24 protein-coding genes are annotated in these 24,296 nt (G+C 57.9%); 23 read left to right on the top strand and 1 reads right to left on the bottom strand.

Going from position 1 to position 24,296, the window contains the following annotated elements:
- Window positions 1–101: 101 nt before the first annotated feature.
- Window positions 102–2,165, bottom strand: coding sequence for an SIR2 family protein (locus X771_RS1000000166195; protein WP_084566693.1), 2,064 nt, complete (start codon window positions 2,163–2,165; stop codon window positions 102–104).
- A gap of 715 nt (window positions 2,166–2,880) precedes the next feature.
- On the opposite strand from X771_RS1000000166195, the gene X771_RS163735 reads away from it, so the two are divergent.
- The 23 genes from X771_RS163735 to X771_RS163830 all read left to right on the top strand — a co-directional run bounded on the left by X771_RS163735 (window position 2,881) and on the right by X771_RS163830 (window position 24,282).
- Window positions 2,881–4,614, top strand: a complete 1,734-nt coding sequence (locus X771_RS163735) for a patatin-like phospholipase family protein (protein WP_031202364.1) — start codon at window positions 2,881–2,883, stop codon at window positions 4,612–4,614.
- 233 nt (window positions 4,615–4,847) lie between these two features.
- Window positions 4,848–5,033, top strand: a complete 186-nt coding sequence (locus X771_RS1000000167855; protein WP_156935959.1) for a hypothetical protein — start codon at window positions 4,848–4,850, stop codon at window positions 5,031–5,033.
- 253 nt (window positions 5,034–5,286) lie between these two features.
- Window positions 5,287–6,039: a BTAD domain-containing putative transcriptional regulator gene (locus tag X771_RS0133100; protein ID WP_023686243.1), complete on the top strand. Its 753-nt coding sequence runs from the start codon at window positions 5,287–5,289 to the stop codon at window positions 6,037–6,039.
- A gap of 357 nt (window positions 6,040–6,396) precedes the next feature.
- Window positions 6,397–6,609, top strand: a complete 213-nt coding sequence (locus tag X771_RS163740; RefSeq protein ID WP_023686242.1) for a hypothetical protein — start codon at window positions 6,397–6,399, stop codon at window positions 6,607–6,609.
- Window positions 6,606–7,244 carry a DUF4255 domain-containing protein gene (locus X771_RS163745; protein WP_023686241.1) on the top strand — a complete coding sequence of 213 codons (639 nt, stop codon included), beginning with the start codon at window positions 6,606–6,608 and terminating at the stop codon, window positions 7,242–7,244. Before X771_RS163740 ends, X771_RS163745 begins: the two co-directional genes overlap by 4 nt.
- A gap of 7 nt (window positions 7,245–7,251) precedes the next feature.
- A complete protein-coding gene (locus X771_RS163750) occupies window positions 7,252–8,256 on the top strand; it encodes a hypothetical protein (RefSeq protein WP_023686240.1) in 1,005 nt (334 codons plus the stop codon).
- A 112-nt stretch (window positions 8,257–8,368) separates the two neighbouring features.
- The gene (locus tag X771_RS1000000167850; RefSeq protein ID WP_156935958.1) at window positions 8,369–8,821 is read left to right on the top strand and encodes a hypothetical protein; all 453 of its coding nucleotides are present in this window, start codon (window positions 8,369–8,371) and stop codon (window positions 8,819–8,821) included.
- Between the two features lie 102 nt (window positions 8,822–8,923).
- Window positions 8,924–10,465 (top strand): phage tail sheath subtilisin-like domain-containing protein, encoded by a 1,542-nt coding sequence (locus X771_RS1000000166190; RefSeq protein WP_023686239.1) that lies wholly within the window; start codon window positions 8,924–8,926, stop codon window positions 10,463–10,465.
- 19 nt (window positions 10,466–10,484) lie between these two features.
- Window positions 10,485–10,928 (top strand): phage tail protein, encoded by a 444-nt coding sequence (locus X771_RS163760; RefSeq protein ID WP_023686238.1) that lies wholly within the window; start codon window positions 10,485–10,487, stop codon window positions 10,926–10,928.
- Window positions 10,929–10,941: 13 nt separating this feature from the next.
- Complete coding sequence (locus tag X771_RS1000000165750) at window positions 10,942–12,243, top strand: phage tail sheath subtilisin-like domain-containing protein (RefSeq protein WP_198025802.1); 1,302 nt, start codon at window positions 10,942–10,944, stop codon at window positions 12,241–12,243.
- Window positions 12,236–12,676, top strand: a complete 441-nt coding sequence (locus X771_RS163770) for a phage tail protein (RefSeq protein ID WP_023686236.1) — start codon at window positions 12,236–12,238, stop codon at window positions 12,674–12,676. The genes X771_RS1000000165750 and X771_RS163770 overlap by 8 nt, the downstream gene beginning before the upstream one ends.
- A 9-nt stretch (window positions 12,677–12,685) precedes the next feature.
- Window positions 12,686–12,880 (top strand): hypothetical protein, encoded by a 195-nt coding sequence (locus tag X771_RS163775; protein WP_023686235.1) that lies wholly within the window; start codon window positions 12,686–12,688, stop codon window positions 12,878–12,880.
- An 11-nt stretch (window positions 12,881–12,891) separates the two neighbouring features.
- A complete protein-coding gene (locus X771_RS163780; protein WP_031202361.1) occupies window positions 12,892–13,581 on the top strand; it encodes a LysM peptidoglycan-binding domain-containing protein in 690 nt (229 codons plus the stop codon).
- A complete protein-coding gene (locus X771_RS163785) occupies window positions 13,464–14,702 on the top strand; it encodes a hypothetical protein (protein ID WP_156935957.1) in 1,239 nt (412 codons plus the stop codon). Before X771_RS163780 ends, X771_RS163785 begins: the two co-directional genes overlap by 118 nt.
- On the top strand, window positions 14,699–15,364 hold the full coding sequence (locus X771_RS163790) for a phage baseplate assembly protein V (RefSeq protein ID WP_023686232.1): 666 nt from the start codon (window positions 14,699–14,701) through the stop codon (window positions 15,362–15,364). Before X771_RS163785 ends, X771_RS163790 begins: the two co-directional genes overlap by 4 nt.
- 7 nt (window positions 15,365–15,371) lie before the next feature.
- Window positions 15,372–15,758 carry a PAAR domain-containing protein gene (locus X771_RS163795; protein WP_023686231.1) on the top strand — a complete coding sequence of 129 codons (387 nt, stop codon included), beginning with the start codon at window positions 15,372–15,374 and terminating at the stop codon, window positions 15,756–15,758.
- Window position 15,759: 1 nt separating this feature from the next.
- The gene (locus X771_RS163800) at window positions 15,760–16,176 is read left to right on the top strand and encodes a GPW/gp25 family protein (RefSeq protein ID WP_023686230.1); all 417 of its coding nucleotides are present in this window, start codon (window positions 15,760–15,762) and stop codon (window positions 16,174–16,176) included.
- On the top strand, window positions 16,173–18,224 hold the full coding sequence (locus X771_RS163805) for a putative baseplate assembly protein (RefSeq protein WP_023686229.1): 2,052 nt from the start codon (window positions 16,173–16,175) through the stop codon (window positions 18,222–18,224). Before X771_RS163800 ends, X771_RS163805 begins: the two co-directional genes overlap by 4 nt.
- On the top strand, window positions 18,221–19,408 hold the full coding sequence (locus tag X771_RS163810) for a hypothetical protein (protein WP_023686228.1): 1,188 nt from the start codon (window positions 18,221–18,223) through the stop codon (window positions 19,406–19,408). Before X771_RS163805 ends, X771_RS163810 begins: the two co-directional genes overlap by 4 nt.
- A gap of 17 nt (window positions 19,409–19,425) precedes the next feature.
- Window positions 19,426–20,322: a hypothetical protein gene (locus X771_RS163815; RefSeq protein ID WP_023686227.1), complete on the top strand. Its 897-nt coding sequence runs from the start codon at window positions 19,426–19,428 to the stop codon at window positions 20,320–20,322.
- On the top strand, window positions 20,319–21,473 hold the full coding sequence (locus tag X771_RS163820) for a hypothetical protein (protein ID WP_023686226.1): 1,155 nt from the start codon (window positions 20,319–20,321) through the stop codon (window positions 21,471–21,473). The genes X771_RS163815 and X771_RS163820 overlap by 4 nt, the downstream gene beginning before the upstream one ends.
- Complete coding sequence (locus X771_RS163825) at window positions 21,470–22,624, top strand: hypothetical protein (protein ID WP_156935955.1); 1,155 nt, start codon at window positions 21,470–21,472, stop codon at window positions 22,622–22,624. Before X771_RS163820 ends, X771_RS163825 begins: the two co-directional genes overlap by 4 nt.
- Before the next feature lie 23 nt (window positions 22,625–22,647).
- Complete coding sequence (locus X771_RS163830; protein ID WP_156935954.1) at window positions 22,648–24,282, top strand: hypothetical protein; 1,635 nt, start codon at window positions 22,648–22,650, stop codon at window positions 24,280–24,282.
- Window positions 24,283–24,296 lie beyond the last annotated feature (14 nt).

Raw genomic sequence — 24,296 nt, 5'->3', positions numbered from 1 at the left:
CCGAAGACAGAGGTTACAGGTTCGTACCTTGTTTGGTGGGTCACTTCGCAAGTCGCTTGGACAGGTCACCTTGCGGATCATCAGCGAGCGAATTTTCTCGACTATTTTGCCGGTTTGGCACTCTCGGTGTCTGCTGAAGAATCAAGCCCAAGAGGCCCGGGATCCACGCTTGACGTGGAGGTTGCTACCTGTTGAAGTCCACCTTGGGCCCTTAGCTCAACAGGGTAGAGCAACCGAGTTAATCGGGAGGTTTCAGGTTCGACTCCTGGAGGGTCCACCAAGGCGCCGTGTGGCGTATTCCAGAGTTCGAACTGGGCGAGGACGTCAGCGGGGGCCGAGTGGGCTATAACGTTGCTGAGGGCTTCAAGGAGAAGAATGTGCGGGTGCTGCAACTCGGCAGCGCATCGCAGGGTAGGGGAAAAATCCCAGCGCGGTGAGCGAACTCCTTGATCGATGAGCGCTCGGAGCATTGCAACCCAATCCCCCTGAAAATTTCGCGGATGATGAGCGAACAGGTAGAAAAGCGCTTCGAGCCTCAACACGGGATTTTCAGAACTCGCGACCACGCTTGACGCGTACTGGTGCGCCCGCCGCCTGTCCTTTGTCAGGAACAGCATTTGAGAAAAATTTGCCAGCGTTCTGAAGCGGGTCGGATTGATGTCCATAGATCTTTCATAATATTCGAGCGCCTCAGCGAAGGCGCCTTTAACTCTCCAAAGGAAATTAGCATAGCTGCCTAGTGTTTCAGCGTTGATCGGATCCGCCTGCAGAGCGCGCTCGTAAAATGAATCCGCCTTGGCGTTATTCAGAAGGTGATTCGATTGGAAGCTCGCCATGATGCCGAGACATTGGGCGTTGCTGGGGTTGCTATTGCAGGCTCGTCGCAACAATCTCTCGACTTTCTCGTACACCTCCGGTTGCCGTTCGGATTGCGATGCCTCATCCAAATGAAATGCTGCGAACGCGCAAAGGACGCTCGGATGGTCGGGGTCAACTTCCAGAGCCATTCCGTAAAGCTGCTCCGCAAACTGTCTGAGGTCGTGCCGCCTCATATACTGAGCGCAAACCCCCAGAAGATCCGCATTGCCTCGGTAGGTCGAAAGCTTTTCCTCTATTAACCTCTTCACATCGTCTGCGTTGCCGGCCGCTTTCTGAAAGACCTTCATTTCAGATTTGAGACGCTTTTCGACGCCCGCGCGATCTTCGGTTGTACCTCTCACTTTCCGACCCATCTTGCGTCGTAGCCGCTCCGATTCGTCCTCCAGATTCTCCTGGATGACTTTGAAGCGTCGAGCATTCGGCTCATCGAGCCGGAACGACGCGTGAAGCAGCGTCATGGCCTCGTCGAAATCGGTGTGTTGAACCCAGGTAGCGCGGCGCTCGGCCAACCAGGTACGGAATTCCTCATCCTCTGGCAGGTGTTTGTTCACCCAGTAAACTCCATTAGGGAGGGAGGACGCAGGTAAATGACGCAATGCGCGCGTCACGCTCCGGTCAAAGCCGCTGTATCCCATAAAAATAAGGCCACGGTCGTCCAGCTTGCGCCGCATGGCATCCGCCATGTTCAGCGATAGTGCGTTAGTTTCCTCACGAGTGTTAAGTGGGCTGAGATTCGCGTCCCCATGCACCTTGACGACCAGGGGACGTCTGGCGCTCGCGGCTGCGTGCGAAGCAAGATCCTCATGCGGTATCACCAAAGACTTGACATGCTGAAACAAGAAGGTCGCGTCGGCCACGAGGTCGTCGAAGTTGGTGGTAAACACGACGTTGAAGCGAGAGCCTAGCGCCTCGTTCGCCATCAACGCGCTCAAGACGTAGTAGCCAAAGGCAGGGTCCCGCTGGGCGACAAGATCCTGCACCGCCATACGTCGGAGTGCCGGATTGGGAAATCGCTCTTGAATCACCTTGGCGTAGAATGCTCCGGCATTCTTGCGGCTGAAGCCGGGGTTGCTTTTGGCCTTCTCGTACCACTCCTCGAAATCAAGTGAGTTGCCCGTCTCATTCCGTTTGAGCTCCCGGATCCAACGAAGGCAGAGGGTGCTGGCCGGAAGAATCCCCGAGCTGATGGAGCAACCCGCCCCCAGGAAGAAGGCGAAATCCATTCTTCCCGAGATGACTGACTCCGAAAACATTCGGGAGAATTCCGCTAAGTCTACCTCAGTCATGTTAACCTCCTTTCCTGCGACAACTTACCGCAGGGTGCAGCATTCTGGATATGGCCGACTAGACTTGGCAAGATATTCTACGGTCACTTTTCCAGAATTTAGCTTCCATCTCAAGCCAATCATCATGGCCGACATCACCAAGTCGATCGTGTCGCCGTCAACAACGCAAGCCCGCTAAGGGCCCGTGAGGCACCTCCGGAGCTGGCGCACAACGCTTTGATTGCGTTTGCAGGGGAAATGCGCTCCTTGGCTTGGACGTGTCACCGTTTGCATAGTCGGCATCTTCGGACCCGCATCGATCGTCGCCGAGCAACTCGCCGCCACGGCGTTGGTGAGATCATGCTGATCGACTTCGACCGAACCAGAAGAGCGCAATCTCAATCGCACTCTAAACGCGATGACGGATATCGACCACCACAAAGTAGAACAAGTCTTACCACTTCGACAGACCAATGCCATAGTCAGTCACCTGCCTTGAAGCTCGGGCGCGATCCCCAGCTGCAACCCATTAGTCAAATGCTTCTCAAAGACCAATGGCCTCGATCCAGAAGATACTATGCGTGCGCGTGCGCAGTTGTCTTTGCGTGTCTCAGAATCCGTGCCCAAGGGATGCGATCTTACTCAACCACCTTGCGCGTGGTCTAGCCCAGCTGGAGCTACTCCATTAGTGTTGCAAAGAGACAGGAGCCTTGGGCAGATCAAAATGGGTCGAGACATGGACTGCAAGAGTAGCGTGCCGTCGCTGGAGTGCGACGTGGTCATGAAGGGTGGCATCACCTCGGGCGTGGTCTACCCCAAGGCGCTACTGCAGTTGAAGGATAAATTCCGTTTTCGCAGTATCGGTGGCGCGTCCGCCGGCGCTATCGCCGCCGCTGTCGCCGCAGCCGCCGAGTTGGGACGTGATAGGGGCGGTTTCGACCGCGTCGCTATGATCCCCGATGAGATGGCGAAGCATCTGGGCGACCTGTTTCAGCCATGGCCGAAGCTGCGCGCTTTGCACCGGGTCTTTGTCGCGATTGCCCAAGGCGGGCTCATCGCGGCGATCTGGCCGATTCTTTCTGGCTATTGGCCTTGGACCCTAGGCGGTGTGGCGATTGGTGTGCTCGTCGCTCTGCTGGCGGCGTGGGTTGGTGCGCCCACAGCATTCACTCTCGTGATGGGCCTCATCGTGGTGGTATTAGGCGCACTAGCCCTGCCCGCATGTGCCCTCTACAGCGATGTCATGAAGAGGCTTCCAGAGCACGACTTTGGGCTCTGTCCCGGGCGTACCCAGCTAGGCGTGCCTTTCGATGCTTTCTCCGACTGGCTCTCTACGGTGATTGAGGAATCCGCCGGCCACGAGGGTCCTTTCCAGTCAGGCCACAGCCCCGTGACCTTCGGGGATCTCGCCGCGGCGTCCCCCTCCATCACCCTTCGCGTGATGACAACCAACCTGTCACTGGGGTTGGGTCACGTGCTGCCCTCGCTAGGCGATGGCAACTATTTTTGGAAAGAAGAAGAGATGCGGCGACTGCTGCCTGATTGGATCGTCGACTATATGGCGCGCACCGGTGGCGAGCCCGACAATCGCTCGGGGCTGCGGAAATTTCCCTCCCCCGATCTGCTGCCGGTCGTACTGGGGGTCAGAATGAGCCTCAGCTTTCCGGTGCTGATCGCGGCGGTGCCGCTCTACAGAATTGATTTCGCCGAGAATCTGCCGGAAGGCGAGGAGGCGAAGCCCAAACGCGTCCTATTCAGCGATGGAGGCATCTCCAGCAACTTCCCAGTGCAGTTCTTCGATGCGCTGCTGCCCAGCCGCCCCACCTTCGGTATTTCCCTCGATGAATACGACGAATCCCGCAAGGAGCGACGCGTGCACTTGCCAATGAAAGTTACCGATACAAACTGGTTTCCAATTGGAAGCTGCCGTTCCCTAACAGCCTTCGCCATGTCTGTCCTCAACACGGCCAAGGATTGGCAGGACCGGCGGCTCGCTGGCCTGTCCGGGTATCGCGAGCGGATCGTGCACATCTATCTTAAAGAAACCGAGGGCGGGCTCAACCTCAAGATGGAACCGACCACGATCGCTGCCCTTGCCGATTTCGGCGATCGGGCCGGCGCGCTGATGGCGAGTCAGCCAAGATCCGGCGACCTTGCCGCGTTTGACTTCAACGACCATCGCTGGCGCCGGTTTCTCATTGCCTACTATCAAATCGAGCAGTTGCTTGAGGAATTGCGGGAGGGTTGGGGCGATCTGGCCGACCCCTCAAGCTTCGCAGCGGCAATAAGTGAACTTATTGATGCCCCGCCATCCTACAAAGGCTCTGCGAAAGCATGGAGGCAGCAGGTGTGGAACCGTATGGATGCGTTGATCGCCGAGGCGCGCGAAAACTTCGAACCACCCCTGCGGCATCAGGAGGGCGCCATTCCCACGCATAAAGCCAGGCTGCAGATCGTGCCCGAGGCCTAACAGACTCGGTAGAATGCGCTTGGTGGATCGCAGTTCAATGGAAGCGCGCCGGTCTACTTAAAGGCAAGCGCGCCTTCTGCGAGTCGCCACTGCCTCTCAAAAAACCGCCGCGTCGGTCGCCGGTTGATGCGGCACCCTCAAAGGAGCACAGGCGTATCCCAATCACGCGGCTCGCTGACGCATGGATCGATCGAACGCGGCCTTTCATTTGGTAGCTGTCCATCATAAGGGCGATGTTTGTCATCATCGGCGGCTGGGAAACGGGGCGCGCGACGTCCCCTGAAGAACTGCGTCAGCCCTGGATAACAGGGCTCGCAGATTGGATAGAGGTTTTGCCATTCCCGTACGGCACCTTGCCACATTTGATGGCCCGCCTCAACGGCACAGTCGATGGTGAAAAACGCCAAGGCAGCACCTGAAAGATTTGCATCAACATAGCAATTCCCTATTTGCGAATTCACATCGGCAAAGCCAATTACTTGTCGTTTCAATAACTTAACGGGAGCCGTTCGATTTTGCTTAGAGTCAAGCAATAGTATATGCGTAAAGCAGAATTTTTCTATACCAACTCATTGCATGTAGCATAGATCGCGCATACGCTGAGATGGGGCTATCAATTCCTTTTCCCGTTCCTATCCGTTGCTGACCCATGCGTGATTTGGGGTATAGCAGATGCAGATTTCTGTTGAAATGCTGGGGCGTGCCCGCGTGTCGGTGGACGAGCGTGAAATCGTCCTATCGCGTCAGAATTTTTCTTTCTTGGCTTATCTGGTGGTCTTCCGCGAAGTCGATCATCCACGAGAAGTTCTGATCGAGCAGTTCTGGTCCTCCTGCGACCCGGCACGAGCGAGGTCATGTCTTGGAACTGCATTGTCGCGGTTGCGTAAGACGCTGCTGAAGATCAATGGATCGAATTGGCTCGAGCTGTCGCCGCTTGGCGAACCCCGGATCTGCCTATCGGCGCCGGTACACTTCGATGTCGTTGCTGTCGAAGCGGGCATTTCTGCTTCCCTGGCCGCGCCCAAAGGCGAGCTTGAAGGTCTGGTTCTTGCCGATCTCCAGAACGCACTCGGCAACTATCGCGGCGATCTTCTACTGGGATGGTATGACGACTGGGTGCTGATTGAGCGCGAGCGACTACGGCTCCTTTGCCTTCGCGGGTACAGGAGACTGATGGAACATTATTCCGACGTCGGTGATTTCGAGAACGCGTTGTCGTCAGGCCACGCCGCGCTCAGGATCGAACCGCTGCAGGAACAGGTGCAGCAGAAAGTGATTGAGCTCTACTATTCGTCGGGCCAACAGGTCGCGGCTATCCGCCAGTACGACCGGCTTACCCAGCTCCTGAGAAACGAACTGGGCATTGCGCCATCACCGACGACGCGAAACTTGATCGATCGCATCCGAGCCGGCCAATCAATCTAAGATCGGAACGTGCACGCCGACGCCCCGTTTTGTGGGCGAGGCCGGCGCGTTGCGCCAGTCACACAGCTATGTCGGCGGTCAGCTTCGCCCATTTCCACTAACCGACCCATTTCAAGCTCTCAGCCGGCGCATTAGCCCGGCAACAGAACGTCGACATTGGCTCGAACGTCTATGCCGCCAAAGGCAGCGTGGTCGAGCGCCTGCGGCAACGATGTGACGGAGCGGTGACCTCGTGGTTCTTCGTATGTAGTTAGCGGGTGACGCCCAGCTCACCCGGATGTGCCTGCCGCGTGCCCACGTTGCTTTATTCGTTGCAGCTAGAACTGAAAAGCCGAGCCCAAGTTCCACGAGGATGAAATGGGCAATCAAAATGGCGTGGATGAAGTCCAGATGAGCTTTGTCGTTCACCTTTGGCTGAAAGATCCCGCAAGCCGTGAATGGCGCGGTCGCGTCACCCACGACGGCAGTGAGTACCACGCGTTCGATGACGAACAGAGATTGCTCGACTTCATCAGGGAGCGCTTGCGCGCGGCCGATGTTTTGTTGCCGGCGCGGCGGAGCCAGGCATGAGCGGGCATTCCGTCTTGGCTCAGGCGAGCGAGGCACTCCGGAAACAACTCTTCGATGAGTTGAAGTTGGTGAAGCTGGCTGACGGCAATCCTCCGCCACAGGATTTGGAACATTGTATTTCGCTTTGTGCGCCATCACAAGAAGGGGATGCTCAATCGTCGCACCGACTTTCACTATGGCTCTACTTTGTCACGGAAAACGAACACGTAAAGAATAGGGCCCCGTCTTTCGGCGCTGACGGTCTCATTAAACCGCCTCCGCTGGCGCTGACGCTCTACTTCCTGGCCACGCCTTTGTCCGCCGACGACAACGACGAGAAGATGATCGCATCTAACTCCGCCTATGTCCTTGGCGCCGTGCTCGAGGCATTCCACAAGAGCCCCATCATCCCTCTGGTCATCCCTGAAGCAGCGGATGGGAGTGAGACCGCTGCCAGCGAAGAACTTCATGTCTCGCTATGCCGGCTCAGTCTGGAGGAACTTACGCGTATCTGGGAAGCACTCAACAGCCCATATCAGTTGTCAGTGTGCTTCAAGGTCAACGTGGTGCGCATCGACAGCAAGCGCACAACGATCGGCACGCCGATCGTTGCACGCCGCTTCATCTCCGGCCGTATCAAGCAGAGCGCGGGCTAGAGGTAAAATGGCCGCCAAGTTGCAAGCGAAATATAGCAAGAAGGGCCCTGGAGCGATCGGGGCGGCGGTGGTTGGGAAAGGCCCGGAACCACTGTTGCGAGACGACCCTGGAATTATCGCTATCATCGATCGCGTCAATCCGAACATCGTTCCGCTCGACGATCGCTACTATGCTCCGATATGGGCTTTTCGGCTGACCGACGCGCTGGCGGCGGTTGTGAACCCAGCCACCCCGCACCCGCTGCAAGGCACGGCACGACTCTTCGCAAAGACGTCTGCCGACAGCGAGAGTGAGCTCGCCACATTCCAAAGCATGTCCGGATTGCTGACGGTGCGAACGCGCACGATGAATACGAAGCTCCCCAAGGACCCGGACATGAAGTGGTTCGTCATGCCTCATCTGGTCAGCCGAGCTGGCGGGACCATCGCTCCGGACCGCATAAAGCAAATCAGCATCCGTCACGATGGCTACGAAACCGAGACGTTTGATGCTGATACGCTGCCCATGCCCAAGTCCGAAATCGAGGTCTGGCCTTCAATCCAGGACTGGCCTTCAATCGTCATAAGCGTCGCCATGGTACCGACCGTCAACAACCCGGTCACCGGCGTCGCCGCGTTCCTGTTCGGACGTGTGCCGGCAAAGTTCAAGACGGAGGGAAAACTTGGAGCAAAGCCTGGCGTGCAGGTGACGATTACCGCGCCGGCGATGGACGGAGCCGGCACTACGGCAGGGGTCGAAAATGATTATCGCTTCGTTTTATACGGCAAGGCGCTGGAGTTGCTGCCTGGAGCAGCGCCGAACCCGCAACAGCTGACGATCAGGTTCAAAACTGACCCACCTACAAACAGTGAACTCGAACTGACCTACGCAATCACGCGAGACGAATCTGACGCTGTCGGACTGCTCGGCGCGAACAATACGGCCCGGACAAAACTGATCGGCATCCAACAGCTGCCGGCCGACGCGTTGTCGGTCAAGGACATCCCCCCCATTCATTTTTTGCTGATCTGAGTCGGCAAAAGACTCGGAGGTCACCATGTCTGAACATCTCGCTTCCGGCGTCTATGTCGAAAAGGTTTTCGATAGATTAATCTAACATCAAACCAATAGGCAGGAGATACCGATGGTAGAGACAGTAAAAATCAGTATAACTGCATCCGCAGAATCTGGTCCTGAGGTGAAATGCTCGTGGAGCATCCCGATATCATCCTACGAAAAATCAAACCTGAAAATAGATCCAACAAAGCGCGACAACATTAGCCTGAATAACTCAAATATTAATTTTCTCGCCCTACGAATCGACGGTGAAGAAAATGGGTTAGTCAAGTACTCCATTGACGGTATTGCATCTACAATATCCTATCTTCCGCAATCGAGATTCTATCAGCAGGACGTCCTTCCCAAAGGTAATCCTCTTCTGCTTGAGTTCGAAAATTTAGGAACAAAGGCAATCACAGTCGATGCCTTAATTGGACGCAATCTGCCACCAGCCGCACCGCCGCCGGCCCCAGCAGCGGCACCGGCCGACCTGTCGAAATCGCCGGTGCTAAGCTCGAAATCTAAATCAACATCATAACACTATCAACGATGATCGTAGGTGAAAGACTGAGGTCTATGACGATACCACTTCTGCAATACAGTACAAAATGGCCTAAGGTCTAAGGAAAGGAATTTTTCAATGCCTGAATATCTTGCGCCGGGCGTTTATGTCGAAGAAGTTTCAAGTGGCATTAAGCCCATTGAGGGAGTGAGCACCAGCACAGCTGGATTCATGGGTCGTACGGAACGAGGGCCGATAGGAGCTCACTTCATTACCAGCTTCGCAGACTATCAACGGTTATATGGTGGGTTTCTCTCTGAAACCGACTACCTCCCGGACGCGATCAAAGGATTCTACGACAACGGCGGTAAACGCGCCTTTGTGGCACGCGACGTGTTGCCAGACGACGAAGATGTGGCCACAGCGGATTTGTCTGGATTCACGTTCCAGGCGATCGGACCCGGTTCTTGGGGGACAAGAATACGGGTTCTGTTGGTCGAAGCCACCTTGACGCCTATTGGTGGTCCCAAACGGCTACAGCTGTGGATCGATTACTTCAGAAATGAGCCAGGAGATAGTTACGTTAACTCGAACTCTGATTGGAAATTACTTAAGCCGAAACAGAAGATTTCACGACCGGACTCTCGTGAAGTTTTCGACAATCTATCAAATATCGAAGGAAGCCCGAATGATATCATGACAGTCGTGAACCAGCGCTCGAACTTGGTACGCATTGTCGGAAAAAGGGCGGACAATCCCGCCGGACTCAGCTTGGCAAAAGCTCAATCGACCGAAGAAAAGTGGACGAAACTCGACGCAGGCGAGCCACCCCCTGCTCCGAAGGATGGGACCCCCGCTAGGACCGCCTTGCAGTATCTTGAAGAGGTAGACGGCATTTCCCTCGTGATTGCTCCAGACATTTCGAAGCCCGGCGATATCATCGGGTTGGTCACTAGCTGCGAGCGGCTACGCGATCGGGTAGTACTTCTGCCGTCTACATTGGAAGACAACGAAATTCCGAACAATGTCAATTTAAAAAAGGATACCGATTCTAGCTATGCCGCCTTCTACCATCCTTGGATCAAAGTTTCGAATGCAGGAACAATAAAGCGAATTCCGCCCGTCGGTCATATCGCGGGTATTTGCGCGCGTTCGGATATTGCTCGTGGCGTCCACAAAGCTCCGGCCAACGAAGTTGTTCTTGGGGCCATTGATCTGGAGACACCAATCAACAAAGAGGTCCAGGACATGCTCAATCCGCTGGGTGTGAACTGCATCCGCGATTTTCGCCCCGACGGGCGCGGCATCCGGCTGTGGGGCGCGCGCACGACCTCTTCAGACGCGGAATGGAAATACCTCAATGTCCGCCGCCTGTTCCTGTTCGTTGAGGAATCGATCGATCAGGGCACCCAGTGGGCTGTGTTCGAGCCGAACAGCGATCCGACCTGGGCCGCCATGCGTCGCAACATCTCCAACTTCCTCACCTCGGTCTGGCGCTCTGGCGCATTGCTGGGCAACACGCCCGAGGAAGCTTTCTTCGTTCGTTGTGACCGCACCACGATGACCGAGGACGACATCCTCAATGGCCGCCTGGTTTGCGTCATCGGTATCGCGCCGGTGCGTCCGGCCGAATTCGTCATCATCCGCATCAGCCAGATGACCGCTGACGCACAGGCTTGAAGATCAGAGGAGACGGACCATGGCCACCGCAGATCGCAACGACCCATATGCCGGATTCAACTTCATTCTCGACATCGGCGACGGATCAGCCGCCGGGTTCAGCGAAGTCACCGGGCTCGATACGGATACCGACATCATCGAGTACCGCAACGGCGACGAAAAGAACCCCGGCAAAGCCAAACTGCCAGGACTGCACAAATACAGCAACATCACGCTCAAGCGCGGATTTACCAACAACCAGGCGCTGTGGAACTGGCGCAAGACGGTGCTCGACGGCAAGGCCGAGCGCCGCTCCGGCTCCATCACCTTGCTCAACGAGGCCCGCCAGCCGGCCTTGCGCTTCAATTTCACCGCCGCATGGCCGGCCAAGTGGCAGGGCCCGGCCTTGCACGCGGGCAACTCCGAGGTGGCGATCGAAACGCTCGAGATAGCCTGCGAGAAAATTGAACTGGTAACAGCATAGTGGGATGCCTCCCGTGGCTTCGAGTGCAACATTGATGTCGCAGCCCCCCGGCGTCTATTTCGACTTTGTCGAGCGTCCGGCTCCGAATTCGCGCCGACGCAGCGACATTGCAGGCTTTGCTGGATTCATTCCCGCGACGACCTCTGACAAACCCTTTGTCTGCAACGGCTACGAGGACTTCCTGGCGCAGGCCAAATGCCGAACGCGCAAGGGATATTCTGAAGTAAGTGAGGGAAGTCTTGACGCATCCGAGGGATATCTTGCAGCAGCGGTCCAGGGGTTCTTTTCGAACGGCGGTCGAACCTGCTGGATCGCGCCGGTCTGCCAACGTGATCTTTTGCAGTCCGGAAAGGTTGAGCATGCCATCGAGCAACTGGGCAATATCGACCAGGTAAGCATGCTTGCGGTGCCCGACGCCGGGCGTTGTGGGCACACGGAGGAGGATAAGGAGAGTCGAAGAAAGCAGATCCAGCAAGCAATGATAGCTCAGGCGGAGCAGCTTCGCGACCGGATCGTGCTGCTTGATCCCCCCGCCGATTGGATGCCTCAAGAGTATTGGGAAGGCCAGTTCCCAACCTCGGAATCGGCATTTGCAGCGCTTTACTGGCCCTGGTTGAAGATCAGGCGCGAGGTGTGGGACCGGGATGGCGGTGGTTGGACAAGGGCGGTCCCCCCCTGTGGCCATATCGCCGGCACCATTGCACGGCGTGATCTTGAACGCGGCGTTTTCGCGCCCCCGGCAAACATGGTCATAGAAGGCGTGGTCGGCGTCGCTGGCGAACTCACCGACGAAGACAGAGCGGCGAAAAATGATGTCGGCATGAACGTGATTGTCGCGCTGCCAGGTCGCGGCGTTCGCGCCATGGGAGCCCGGACGCTTCGGAATCTTGGGCCTTCTGAGCCTCAAGATTCGACGCTTTCGAGGCGTGGGTCCTCCAAGCCTGGAGATTCCGATTCGTTCAAATGGCTCAACGTTCGCCGGCTCGTCACGCATCTGTGCGAGTGGATCGCCGAAGACACGCAATGGACCGTATTCGAGCCGCGTGACGAGGCGTTGTGGCGGGCGACCGAACGTCTGGTGCGGACGATTCTTTTCGACCTGTGGCGGCGTGGCGGTCTCGTCGGGGCGACCGATGACGAGGCCTATTTCGTCCGTTGCGACAAGACGACCAACAGCGCGGAAGCTGCCGAGGAAGGCCGCGTGGTCTGCCTAGTCGGCCTGCGTCCGCCTCCACCGGCGGAAATGATCACGGTGCGTGTGGGGCTTGCCGAAGGCCGGGTCGAGTTGCTGGATCACGAGATAACCAATGGCTGAGACCGCAAGCAGACAGGATCCATTCCCCGGCTTCCGCTTCGTGCTGGAACTCAACAGCGTCCCGGTTGGCGGCTTCAGCGAATGTTCGGGCCTGGATCTCGAACTTGAGGTCGAGCAATACGCCGAGGGTGGCGAGAACCGTTTCGTTCACAGGCTTCCCGGCCGGCGCAAGCAGACTGACATCGTTCTCAAGCGCGGGCTCTCGGGTATCGAGCTTTGGAAGTGGTGCAACGAGCAGAAGGTCGGGTCCATACAACCTGCAAGTATCGGCCTGCTCATCCGGGCCTATGATCCTGCCGAACGCGCGATCACGCTGGAAATACACGACGCATTTCCCATCCGCTGGCAGGGGCCGCAACTCGATGCCGGACAGAGCATGGTCGCCACGGAGACCGTGACGGTTGCACATCAAGGCCTGAAAGTGATCGGTTAGGGGAGTGGCATGGACCTGCACATCGGCAATCTGACCAGCGAAGTTGATATCGCCGACCAGCCGGTAGGGCTGCCGGCGGATCAAATCGAACAAATCGTTCAAATCGTGATGGCACGCCTGGACAAGCGCGAACGCGAGCGGCGCTTCAAGGCCGAGTCGATGGCCATTACTCCTGGTTTTGTTCCTCGCCTGTCTTGGGAATAGCGGAGTCTATCGTGACCATCGTCAAAACCATCATCGAAATCGCCGAGGAAGATCAGGCTGCGGCTCGATCCGCTGGGTTGCCGACCCGATTCAGCGCTCAATTCAACCCTACGGAATACTCCTTGGAGAGAGGCGCCAACTTTGCCGAGATAGCGATACCGGGACTGGAAGAGCCGATCCTGCAGTTCATTCACGGCAACAGTCAACGGTTAAGCCTGGAGTTGCTGCTGGATGCCTCCAAGATCGACAGCGCGGTGGATGTCGCCGCCCTGGCCAATGATCTGCAGCGCCTGGCACGTATTCTACCGGAACGGCATGCGCCGCCAAGGCTGAAGATCATTTGGGGAACTCATCTCGCGCTGAAAGCGATAGCCGAAAACGTGCAATGCCGGTTTACGCTGTTTTCCGAAAGCGGTGAACCGATCCGCGCGCGGGTCACGCTGGCGCTGCGCAGCTATCGAACGCTCGGCGAGCAGCTTCGCGAGCTTAACCTGCAGTCTCCCGACCACAGCAAGACTCATTGCGTGCGTAGCGGAGATAGCCTCGCCTTGATCGCTTACCAGGCTTACGGAAATCACGCGCTGTGGCGCGAGATCGCCGATGCAAACCCGGAAGCCATCGCCGATCCGCTCAGGTTGGTTCCTGGCACGATGCTCAAGATTCGGCCACTGGCCAATCCGTCACGATCGAGGCCGTCATGAACATGCTCGCTGACATACTGTCCGGCTCAAGCGACCTGTTTGTCCCGGCATTCGAGGTCTGGATCGGACAGCAGAAGCTGGATCGCCACATCATTCGCGACGTGCTCGATGTGAGTTTTCATGATTCGATCGACGAGTTGGGTGGGTTCTCGCTGACGCTCGCCAACTGGGATGCCGACCAATACACGTTCTCCTACAGCGACAAGCACATTTTCGACCCTGGCCAGCGGCTCGACATTCGCATGGGTTATCTTGGCCGGGGCCAGATGAGCTGGATGATACGAGGCATCATCACGGATCTCATCCCAAGCTTCCCTGCCGGTGGCCCTCCGACGCTCAGTGTCAGCGGGCGAAACCGCTTGCAGGATCTGCTCGGACAACGGCGCTCCAAGGTCTATCCGCCAGGAATGGATACCGACCTTGCCCGGCAGATCGAACTGGCATTTCCCGATTTGAGCATAAGCGTCGATGAGGGCGATCTGGCGACGGTGTTACAACTTCAGGATGTCGTCCAGGACAACGAGTTCGACCTCGTTTTCCTTAAACGCAGGGCCAGCCAGCTAGGCTTCGAACTGATCGTCACCGAGACAGACAGCGGCACCGAAATCCATCTGATCAACTCCCTGCAGTGTCGCGGCGAGCCTCTCAAGCTCGTCTACCGCTCGTCGCTACGCGGCGGGCCGCTGCTTGAGTTTCAACCGCGCTTCTCCACGGCAAGGCAGCCCGAGGCCCTCGAACTCAACAGTTGGAACCCGCGCGAAAAGACGGCGATTTCGGTTCGCGTCGGGCGCAACGACCTCCGAATCCGCGATCCGAAATTCGATAGTGACAACATAGCTACGGCGGTCAGAAAACGCCTCGAGGTGATCAGTTCTGAACCAGTGCAAGACGAAGCGGAAGGCCGGCGGCGCGCTACCGACTATATGGAACGGATCGTGAAAAACACAATGACCGCGACCGGCCGGACCATCGGCCTTCCAGAACTGCGGTCCGGCTGCGTGCTTCAGATCGAAGGCGTCGGCGAGCGTTTCCGTGGCCGTTGGTTCGTCACCAGCAGCGACCACACGATCGGTGCTGGAGGCTACACCACCAGTTTCGCATGCAGGCGGGAGGAACTATGAACGCGCCCTTCTCGGCATCAGTAAACGGGATCGTGGTCGGCGTCGTCACCAGCCTCGATGACCCGCTCGGCCTGCATCGCGTAGAGGTCCAACTGCCGCATCTTGGCGGGAAGGTTGCGCCATGGGCGCGTCTGGTCACGCCAATGGCAGGGGAAGGTCGCGGGCTCGTGCTGCGCCCCGAAGTCGGAGATGAGGTGCTGGTCGCCTACGAGCAGGGCGATCCGCAGCGGGCATATGTATTGGGCGCATTGTGGAGCAACGTCGACCGGCCGCCGCCGGGCGAACCAGAGCCTGTGTCCAACCATTGGCGGTTTCTGCGATCGCGCAGCGGTCATTTGATCAAGCTTGATGATACGCCCGGCGCGGAGCGGATCGAAATCGAGGACAAGGATGGAAAACGCCGGCTGGTGATCGATTCAGGAGGGGAGAAAATCCAACTCGTGTCCGACAGTGGCCCGGTCACGATCGAGGCCTCCAACGGCGACGTTACGGTCAGCGCGCCCAGCGGCAAGGTGATGGTGAACGCCCAGGAGGTCTTGGTGCAGGCCGCTGACCAGGCTGAAATCAAGGCAGTGACCCTCAAGCTGAGCGCATCCGCGGATTTCACGATTGAAGCCGGCGGCCTGCTTTCGCTGAAGGGCAGCCAGATAACGCTCAATTGAGGCAAAGATGAAACAGCCGGCGGCAAAACAGGGGGATCGTGTTGTGGGGATCGACATGCATTTGATTCAGCCGCCAGGTCCGACTTCGCCGGTCATTGTGCCGCATCCTTTCGACGGGATCATCGATTCAGGATGCGTCGACACAGTGAAGGTCAACGGCATGCCCGCCGCCATCGTCGGGTCGGTTGCTTTCAACCAGCCACACATTCCGATGGGCGGTACTTTCGTAATAGCGCCACGCAACCGAGGCACGATCAACACAGGGTCCGTTACAGTATCCATCGGTGGGCGACCTGCGGCCCGAGCCGGCGATACGGCACTGACCTGCAACGATCCGGTCGACGCTCCAAATGGCAAAGTCGTCGCAACCGGCACCGTGTGGATCGGAGATTGAAATGTCCGACTTCCTCGGCAAAGGCCCCAGTTTTCCCAGTCCTCCATGGTTTGCGGATCAGGCAGGGCCGAAGCGGTATGGATTCAAGTTGAGCGAAGGCGAGGACAAGATAAAGCATAGCCTTTGGCTGATTCTGGCAACCGCTCCGGGCGAACGCGTCATGCGCGCCGACTTCGGTTGCGGCATTCATGAACTGCCGTTCGAGCCTGTCACACCGGCGTTGACCGCCCTTGTGGTAGATCGAGTGAGGACGGCTCTGACACGCTGGGAACCGCGCATTGATTTGCTGAAGATCGATGTTCAGTCGTTGGAACCGAATCCAGAGTGCCTGCTCATAGACATCACATATCGTCTCCGTGCCAACAATGCTGTCGGTAACATGGTGTACCCGTTCTATCTTCAGGAGGGTGCGGCGTGAGTCTCGTTCCCCCGATCCTCGACGATCGCCATTTTGACGATCTCACCGCGGAAGCGCTCAAACGAATTCGCCTCGCTTGCCCGGATTGGACCGACTTCAATCCCGCCGATCCGGGAATCACCCTGGTAGAGTTGTTCGCCTGGTTCACAGAGCTGATGCTATTCCGGATGAACAAGGTTCCGGACAAACTGCACGGTGAGCTGCTGAGCCTTGTTGGCATTATGCCCGAGCCGGCAAAGGCAGCGCGAGCGATGATCGAATTCACGCCGTTAGACAATTGTCCGAGCAGTATTACTGGTGGCACGTCTTCAATTTCGATCGACGTGGGTGCCGACAGGCCGTTGAAGTTTCAGACCACGCGTGACCTCGCGATGGTGCGCCGCCCGATGGTTGCAATCATTCGTAAATTGCCGGGCGAGGCCGAGGAGGATCTCACAAAGCTCAACGAGATGCCCGACCGAGGTTTTGATCCGTTCGGCACGATTGGCGCGTCCAATTCCGAATTGATCTTGCGGATCAAGGCAGCATCACCGGACATGCAAGCCGCAGACGTCTTTCCAGACGTATTGACGCTTCACGTCAGCCAGATGAAGCGCGGCAGGACTGGAGATTTTTCGATGCCGGAAGGCAATTCCTTGGCGTTGCGGCCGCAAACCCCGCCGCTCTCCTGGAGCGCGCGCATTGACGGGGATGTCTGGGAGCCACTCGAAGTTATCGACGATGCAACGAAGGGATTCGAGTGTGACGGATTTATTCGGATTGCTGGACCCAGGCGGGCGGTTCCGATTGCAAATGCCGCGCCGAGTGGAGCGCCGGGCCAGGCGAAGCGAGCGTTGACCTACGTGTTCGAGCTACGGTGCCTGGTCGGAGGCGCGGGCTTCGCATTCGCGAGCGCGCCGCGCTTCCTGCACGTGGCGCTCAATGCCGTCGACGCCATTGCGCTGACCACCGAAACAGAAGACTTGCTGGGGACGAGCACCGGTCTTGAAGGCCAAGTCTTCAGTCTGCGCAATCGACCAGTCGATCCGGATTCGGTCAAGCTGGCAACAGGTCCTGCAAACAATGAGCACCTGTGGAGCAAGGTCGACGACTTCTTCGACTCCCTCTCAACCGACACCCACTTCACCGTCGATGGTGCAACCGGCGAAGTGCGCTTCGGTGACAACTCGCATGGTCAGGTTCCGGGGGCAGGTGTGCGTGTCGTTGCCAAATCCTACCAGGCCGGCGGTGGCATCGGAGGGAATGTCGGCGCCAAGCAGATCAAGATTGGAAGCCAGGGGGCGAGCGGCACCAATCCCTTTCCTGCAATCGATGGCAGCAATGCGGAGCAGACCGAAAGACTGCGCCAACGGGCGGCGTCGCGGTTGCGCAGTCGCGATCGGGCCGTCACTTGCGCGGACTTCGAGGAACTGGCGTTACGCAAAGGGCAGATGGGCAGGGCCAGGGCGATCGCTCAGTTACATCCCGATTTCCCCGAGCTTTCAGGCAAAATGCCAGGAGTGATCACGGTCTTCGTCGTGGGTAAGTCTCGGCTGGGTGGCGACCTGCCGCCGTGGCCGAGCGACGCAGAGATCGGCAACGTCAAGGAAATCCTGGACCGCCGGCGCATGGTTGGCGCGGAATTGTTCGTCCGTGCGGCGATGATCGTTCCAGTCAAGGTAACCATGCTTGCACGAGCCAGCGCGGGATACGCGGGTGACGAGGTGAGAGGTGCCATCCGGCGTTCGTTGAACGACTGGCTCAACAGCAGCGACCGTGGTTTTGCCACGCAACTCTACGCCGCCGATCTATGGAGCTGCGCGGCGCAGACCACCATTGGCGGTGTTCGCGTGATCGATCAGGTCCTGTCCCTGAGGGCGGATGTGAACGGCAGGATCCTCGAGATGGCCCCGCCTGTTTTGCGTGGCCCACGCACGTTCACTTTTGTCAGCACGGAGAGCGTCACTCCAGAAAAAAATACCTCCAACTTCATAGCGATAGCAGATCAGGCGATCCTTTGGGGGCGGCCCGACCATATCATTCAACTCGAAGGGGCTACGCCATCATGAAGTCCATGCTCCTCCAGTCGTCTCCCGACAAGGCGCTGCTGATAAGCACAGTGGCAAAGGATCACGTCGTTCGGATCGACATTAAGCGCATATGCCTCAAGCCTGGTGAATTTGCCGAGCTCGCGGTCGAATTGATCCCGCCCTCGCGGCAATATGACTATGTGCAGATCATTGGCGATGATCCAGCCACGCGCGATGGAACAAACGTGTCCCTGACCGTGCAAGCTAGCGCCGGCGACACCATCACGATCACGGATAAATCCGTATCCATTCGCCCCGAAATATGGAGCCGGGCGGAGTTCATTCTCGTCTATGATAACAACCGCTGGATCAATTATCTTCCAGCCGTATTTCGCCAGGATAGCGACCAAGCGAGTTTCCTCGGTCGATTTCTCAGTTCGGCGTTCCAGGATGGTGAGCGGATCGAGGCGAACATCGATCGCATCGGCGACCTCATAGCGCCGTCGCGTCTGCCATCGATGGAAGCCGCGCGTTTTCTCGCGGGATGGTTCGACATCGACATCGATCTCGTCCTTGGGCGCCAAGGTCAGTCGAGCGACGATAAGCGGCGAAGCATCGCGCTGGCGCGACGCTTCCTAACACACGTTATTCCTTACGCGCTTGAGGCAGGAACATCCAAATCCGTTTTGAACTGGATCGACGCAGTCGCAGAGGCGCGCGGCATGTCGCCAGATCGTCGGCGCAGAATAGCCGTCGTCGAAGGGTACAAGATGCGGCGGTTGTTTACCTTGCCCGCCAATCATTCGAGCGAAGACCCTGAGCCAACGCCGTTGAGAACCGATTGGGGCTGGTTGGCCAACAGCGCCCCGTTGGGCAGCGATCCGCTGGCGACCCGTGTTCGCCTCGACAGCAGCGAACTCGACGGGAAACCGACCCTTGGAGTATCCGGTGAGTCTGACGACGACATGCTAGGAATGCGCACGCTTGCCAGCCGGCTCTGGATGTTCGTCCCCCCCCACATCGATGACGATCCCACCCCGGATGATTGGAAGCGCTTGCTGGCGCCGATCCTGCCAGCCCACATCGGACTTGAGGTTGTCGACCGGCAGACGCCGTTCAACGTCGGCTACAACACCGTGCTGGGCATGACTACGACGCTTCCACCACTGCCGTTGGGCTCGGTACGGCTTGGCCAAGACAGTTTGCTGGCGGCGCAAGGATAAGAGGGGATCCCAACACTATGACCAACTTCGATACCGGCCGTCCGATATTCGTTGACGGCATGCTGCTAACGGCCAAAGACCTCTCCCTCGAACAGGATTGTGTCTCACGTCGACTGAAGCAGCTCGCTCTTTCTTTAGGCTGGGGCGTGATCGACGGAATGGACGTTGCTAAGGATCCTGGGGACCGAGGAAAACTGAACGTCAGCGCAGGCCACGCGATCGACTCCAACGGCCAGGAGATTGTGCTCGACGAAAACAGCGAATGTTCGATCGACGCGGAGGACGGTGTCCTGGGCGTTCGTAGTATTGCGCCGAAGCTCTTGACTGCCTGCAATATTGCCAGGATGGCCACAACACCCCCTGACGATGGAACTCCCGTTCGACGTATAGAGCAAGCGGAGCTTCGCTTCTTTCCTCGCGACAAACTCGATAAGGCGATCATCGACGGATATGTGCTGCTTGCCGATGTCGAGCGGAGCTATCAGAACATCGAAATCAAGGCGGCGTCACGAGGCCTTACTTCTATCACGAGGACCAGCTGGCAGCATGGCAGCGTCGAGGATACGTGGCCTAGAAGTTGGTGGATCGAGTTTTCCTCGCTGATCGACTTGCCACCGGAGCACGCGCTGGAGGTTCGGGTCCGCTCTGGGAACAGAGATTCGATCGTCCCTGTTTCGGGGCTAACATTGACCAACAATTTAGTGACCGGGGGGGCGATGCTCTGCCTGGACCTTCAGAGGCCCGGCGGGAGTATGGATGGCAAAACAGTTGTTGTTCGATTGGCTTGCGACTTCGTCGTCGACTGGAAGGGGCAGCCGGTATCCGGAGCGTATTTGAAAGGCCGACTGCCGAGCGGCAACTGGGTTGCGGGAGGACTGTTCGAAAGCTGGGTCATGATCGGAAAAGTTTCATGACCGTGCCAAAAAAAATCCCATCCCCAGCTGGTTTCGATAGCCCCCTTTTTCATCCGGGGCAGGTTCTCTCGGACGCGGAACTGACGCAGCTTGGAGTATCGGCCAAGTCGCGCCTGAGTGCCGAAACGCGACGTCATGGCTGGGGCGTGGTTCGTGGATTGCTGCCGAGAAAAAAGGGCGACACCAGGCTCGAGATCGGCTCCGGCGTGGTCGTGGATCAAGCAGGACAATTGTTTGTCTTGGAGGATACGGCAGAGATACTTTTGAGTGAACTTCTCGCTGTTGCCGAAATACAAAGAATTTCCGATGGCGGAGAGCCATCAGCCTTCGATCTATGGCTGTCGATGGGGGTTGACGCGTCTGGCCGGCCGATGGCCTATCAGTGGCCGGGACGTGCCGCTGCCCGCGCACCCACAATCGGTCAGAGCAGTTCTGACGATGAAGGCCGGCCTACGCTTGAAGCTCTCACAGCCACGGTGGAGCTACGACCTGCAAACGTCTTCGACACGCAGAGCGCACAACGGCTAACGGCGTTCGAAAACTTCGTGAGGGCCTTTAACGGCCCTGCGGGAACCGGCAGTCTCGACGCCGTTCGCGTTGCGCGCCTTGATGTCTTGGCCAAAGCGTTCGCTGCCAAGCCAACAGACGAAAAGGCGGTCGCGCTTGGTCGCGTTTGGATCGCCAGAACCAAACTTTCTGCGGTGATAACAAAGGTTGACTGGTCGTTGGGCCGTCGGACAGAAAATCGCGAGCAACTCCCTGCTCGCGACGAACACGTCAACATCACGCCTACGTTCAACCTATCAGCCGACCAGGCCGTCAGTTGGCTGGCTCGCAGAGGCATACAAACCTGGACGGTCAAGACGCTGACCGAGCAGAAGATTGAATCTCTAATCACTAAAAATCATCGCTTCCTCGACTGGAGAGTTGACTTCCTGCCAGGAAAAACTGTTCGCTTGTATGTCCACAACGGTCGCGTTTTGCTTGCAAGAAAAGGAGGGACAGCTTCTTGGTCTATATCTAAGCTAAGTAAGAGGCTGTCATCTCTGGAAGGTGAGGTTAGACGACTTTGGACCGCGATACATGTTTTATTTCTGCTTTTAATAGTGACGGTTATGCTTGAAATCTTGGCCCATTGGTTATCGTCATGATGCGTCTTCGCTGGTTAGCAGGATCGAACCTGACGTCAGAAATGCTCAACGACGAGCAGGCGTATCTTTGCGAATTGCAAGCCGACATTCATGAACAAAGATCCCACTGGACACCGCAGGGCGCGACAAGCGGGGTGGTTGGCAGTAGGCTCCAATCCGTCGACGGCAGTGTAGAGGTGACAATGCCGCCGAGCGTGGCGGCTCAGCCTTTGCATGCTCGATCCGGCGAAGATCACCGTGTACTGGCTCGTCCGCGTTCGTGGATCGTATCCGTTGCCCAGCAGGCGATGTTCATGGTCGGCTGGACGACCGGATCGAAGACCAGGGGCCGAGTTCTCGGCAATTTGTCGAGCGGCGGGCTGTCATGCTCAGCCCTGCATTTGACATCGGCTGGTGGTCCAGCGCCAAAAGCGGCAAGACCTTTCAGAATTCTGCGCGTCGCCGCCGATGCAAAGGCAAAGACCCCGGAAATGATGATGATCGAAGTTGCCGCCGTCAATCCCGACGTGGTGGTGGCTCCTCCCGGCTCCGTTGGAAAGCATCCGCAAGACAACTCCACTCCGAAGTCGGCGGGTTTTCGCATCGGGCCGGATATCGCTCAAGGGTTCCTCCCTCTTCTCGACATCGTGCCGGGGCGCGGCGTTGTCGTGCGCGGCAATCTCTTCAAGCAGCGTATGATTGTGCGCAAGCCGCCAAGTAGCGAACCGAGCGAAGCACAATTGATGCAGGCGTTCCTGCGCACGGACGCGGGCAAGAAGGAACTGGCGCGTATCGAGAGTGCGGCGACGGGTCTCAAAATCACAATACCGAGCCTATCCAGCACCGATGCCGGCGAACAATGCGCATGGCGCTTGGACTGGAAGTTGGAGAACAACCAGGAGATGAAGCTGAAACGGCTGAAGGTCATGGCGACCTACATGATCAAACCGTCTTCAATCAAGCCGAACGGACTGGAGCCCGCACCGGTCTTTACCGAGTTGCACAACGTCGAGAAGACCGGGCTCGACAAAGGTGAGGAAGTGCACGGCTCCTGTTCGGTATCTGGACCGAAGCCGGCCATGGGGCAGACATCGTGGGTCGGCATCATGATCGCCGCCGAAGCCGACTATGGTATTCCGGTGACCCAATTCTTCCAGCAACAGGTGCCTTGATGTCAGCGCCTCGGATACACTTTGTGGAGGGCAGTCTGCTTACCAGCGCCGACCTCAACACGGCGCAGCTCTACCAGATCGAACTCGGCCGCAGGCATCGCGCCGGCGCACATCTTGCCGGCGTGGTCGATGGTCTCGAGATCGAAAAGGCGAGCACGGGGCTGGTGTTGAACGCCGGATACGCCGTGGATGAATTCGGTCGAGATCTGGTTCTGGCCGGTCCGGTGCAGTTGGATCCATTTATGGCTGGCGCGCGGCTTGATAACCCAGGAGCCGACACGTTCGAAGTTTTACTCAACTACGGTCAAAGACCGTTGTCGTTCGGGAAAGGGATCGATCCTTCGCGCCTCGACGAGACGCCGCAGGTCGAGGTACGTGCTCGCATCGGAGCACCGGACGCACGGCTGCAATTTGGCGTTTTCCAAGCTGCACCGGATGACCCATCGGTTCGACGTCCCGTGCGGATCGGAGTGCTCAGGGCCGATCCTGACAAGGCCGGGGAATGGATAACGCTTCGCGACGCCGACAGCCGCCTGGAGGCTGGCTTGGTCGCCGCCGCAATCGTGCCGGATCGAAACGATACATCCTATATCACATTGGCCGATGGCGAGTTCGCGGTTGTCTTGAAGTCGGCCGTAGCGGCAGGCGCGCCGCAGCAGGCCGTGGGCAATGCCCCTGATGATATCGCGGGCTCCAAGCGGCTGACGGTCACCAACAGCGGCGCGTCCTTTCAGGGGCTGCTGGTGGTGGATGGCGACGTTGAGGTCGGATCGCAACTGTTGCTGCCGACTTCCGGACCGGCACCCGCCATGGCCGACGGCTGCGGTCTCTTCCGCATAGGGGATTCCCAGGCGCCACCGGATACACACGAGATGCGGCTTGTGCTGCCCGCCAATGGCGCGCTCTCAATTGGCGCGTGGAATCAGCAAAGCGGAAAGTTCGAGGCATTGCTGACAATCGACGCCGCGACGCGCGGCGTAACCATCGCAGGCGACCTCATTATCGAAGGCGCATTTGTCGAGCCCGTGGGTCAAGCCAAGGCAGGGCAGGAAACAGCAAACGCCGCGCAACCGCCAGGGGAGGAAACGACGATGTTGGCCAATCTATTGGCAATTCTTTTGAGTATGTCCAAGTCCGTCGGAAAGACTGCGGGTGGCACCGGCTTGCTTCTTGTGGTCGCTTTCCTTGGAGTTTGGTGGGACGCGGCTGCAGGAATGTTCCCCTGCGACTCGGTAAATGCCATTCGGCATATCTTGCATATTCCGCCAATGCTTTGCCACATGGCGGCACCAACGACCGGCGCTGTTGCCATTGTTGCGGGTGACGCAAGTTGCACGGTCTCAAAAAGTGGAACGAAGCTTACGGATGAGAACGGTGAACTCCTACCCAAGGCCGTAGCAGCCAAACAGGAGGAGAAGCCCGCGCCCACGGAGGCGACCAGTCCGGCAGAGCCCAAGCCGGCCACGGCACCCGTCCCGGCAGTGAAACCAAGTCCAGACCAGGAAATTGCTGTATATACGGCCGCCATCGAGAGCATCTCGTCCGGCCTCAACGCGCTTAGGGACACCAAGACTATCCAACCCACCTCAATCTGGATCTACTGCGACGACAACAAGGCGGCCGGCGGCCAGACTTCACAACAGAACCCGCAGAAGTAGCACTGGGAAGCCAG

The organism is Mesorhizobium sp. LSJC269B00, assembly GCF_000502815.1.
Lineage (GTDB): Bacteria > Pseudomonadota > Alphaproteobacteria > Rhizobiales > Rhizobiaceae > Mesorhizobium.
Note: the sequence above shows the minus strand (reverse complement) of the source record. Positions and strands in the feature narration are given on the sequence as shown.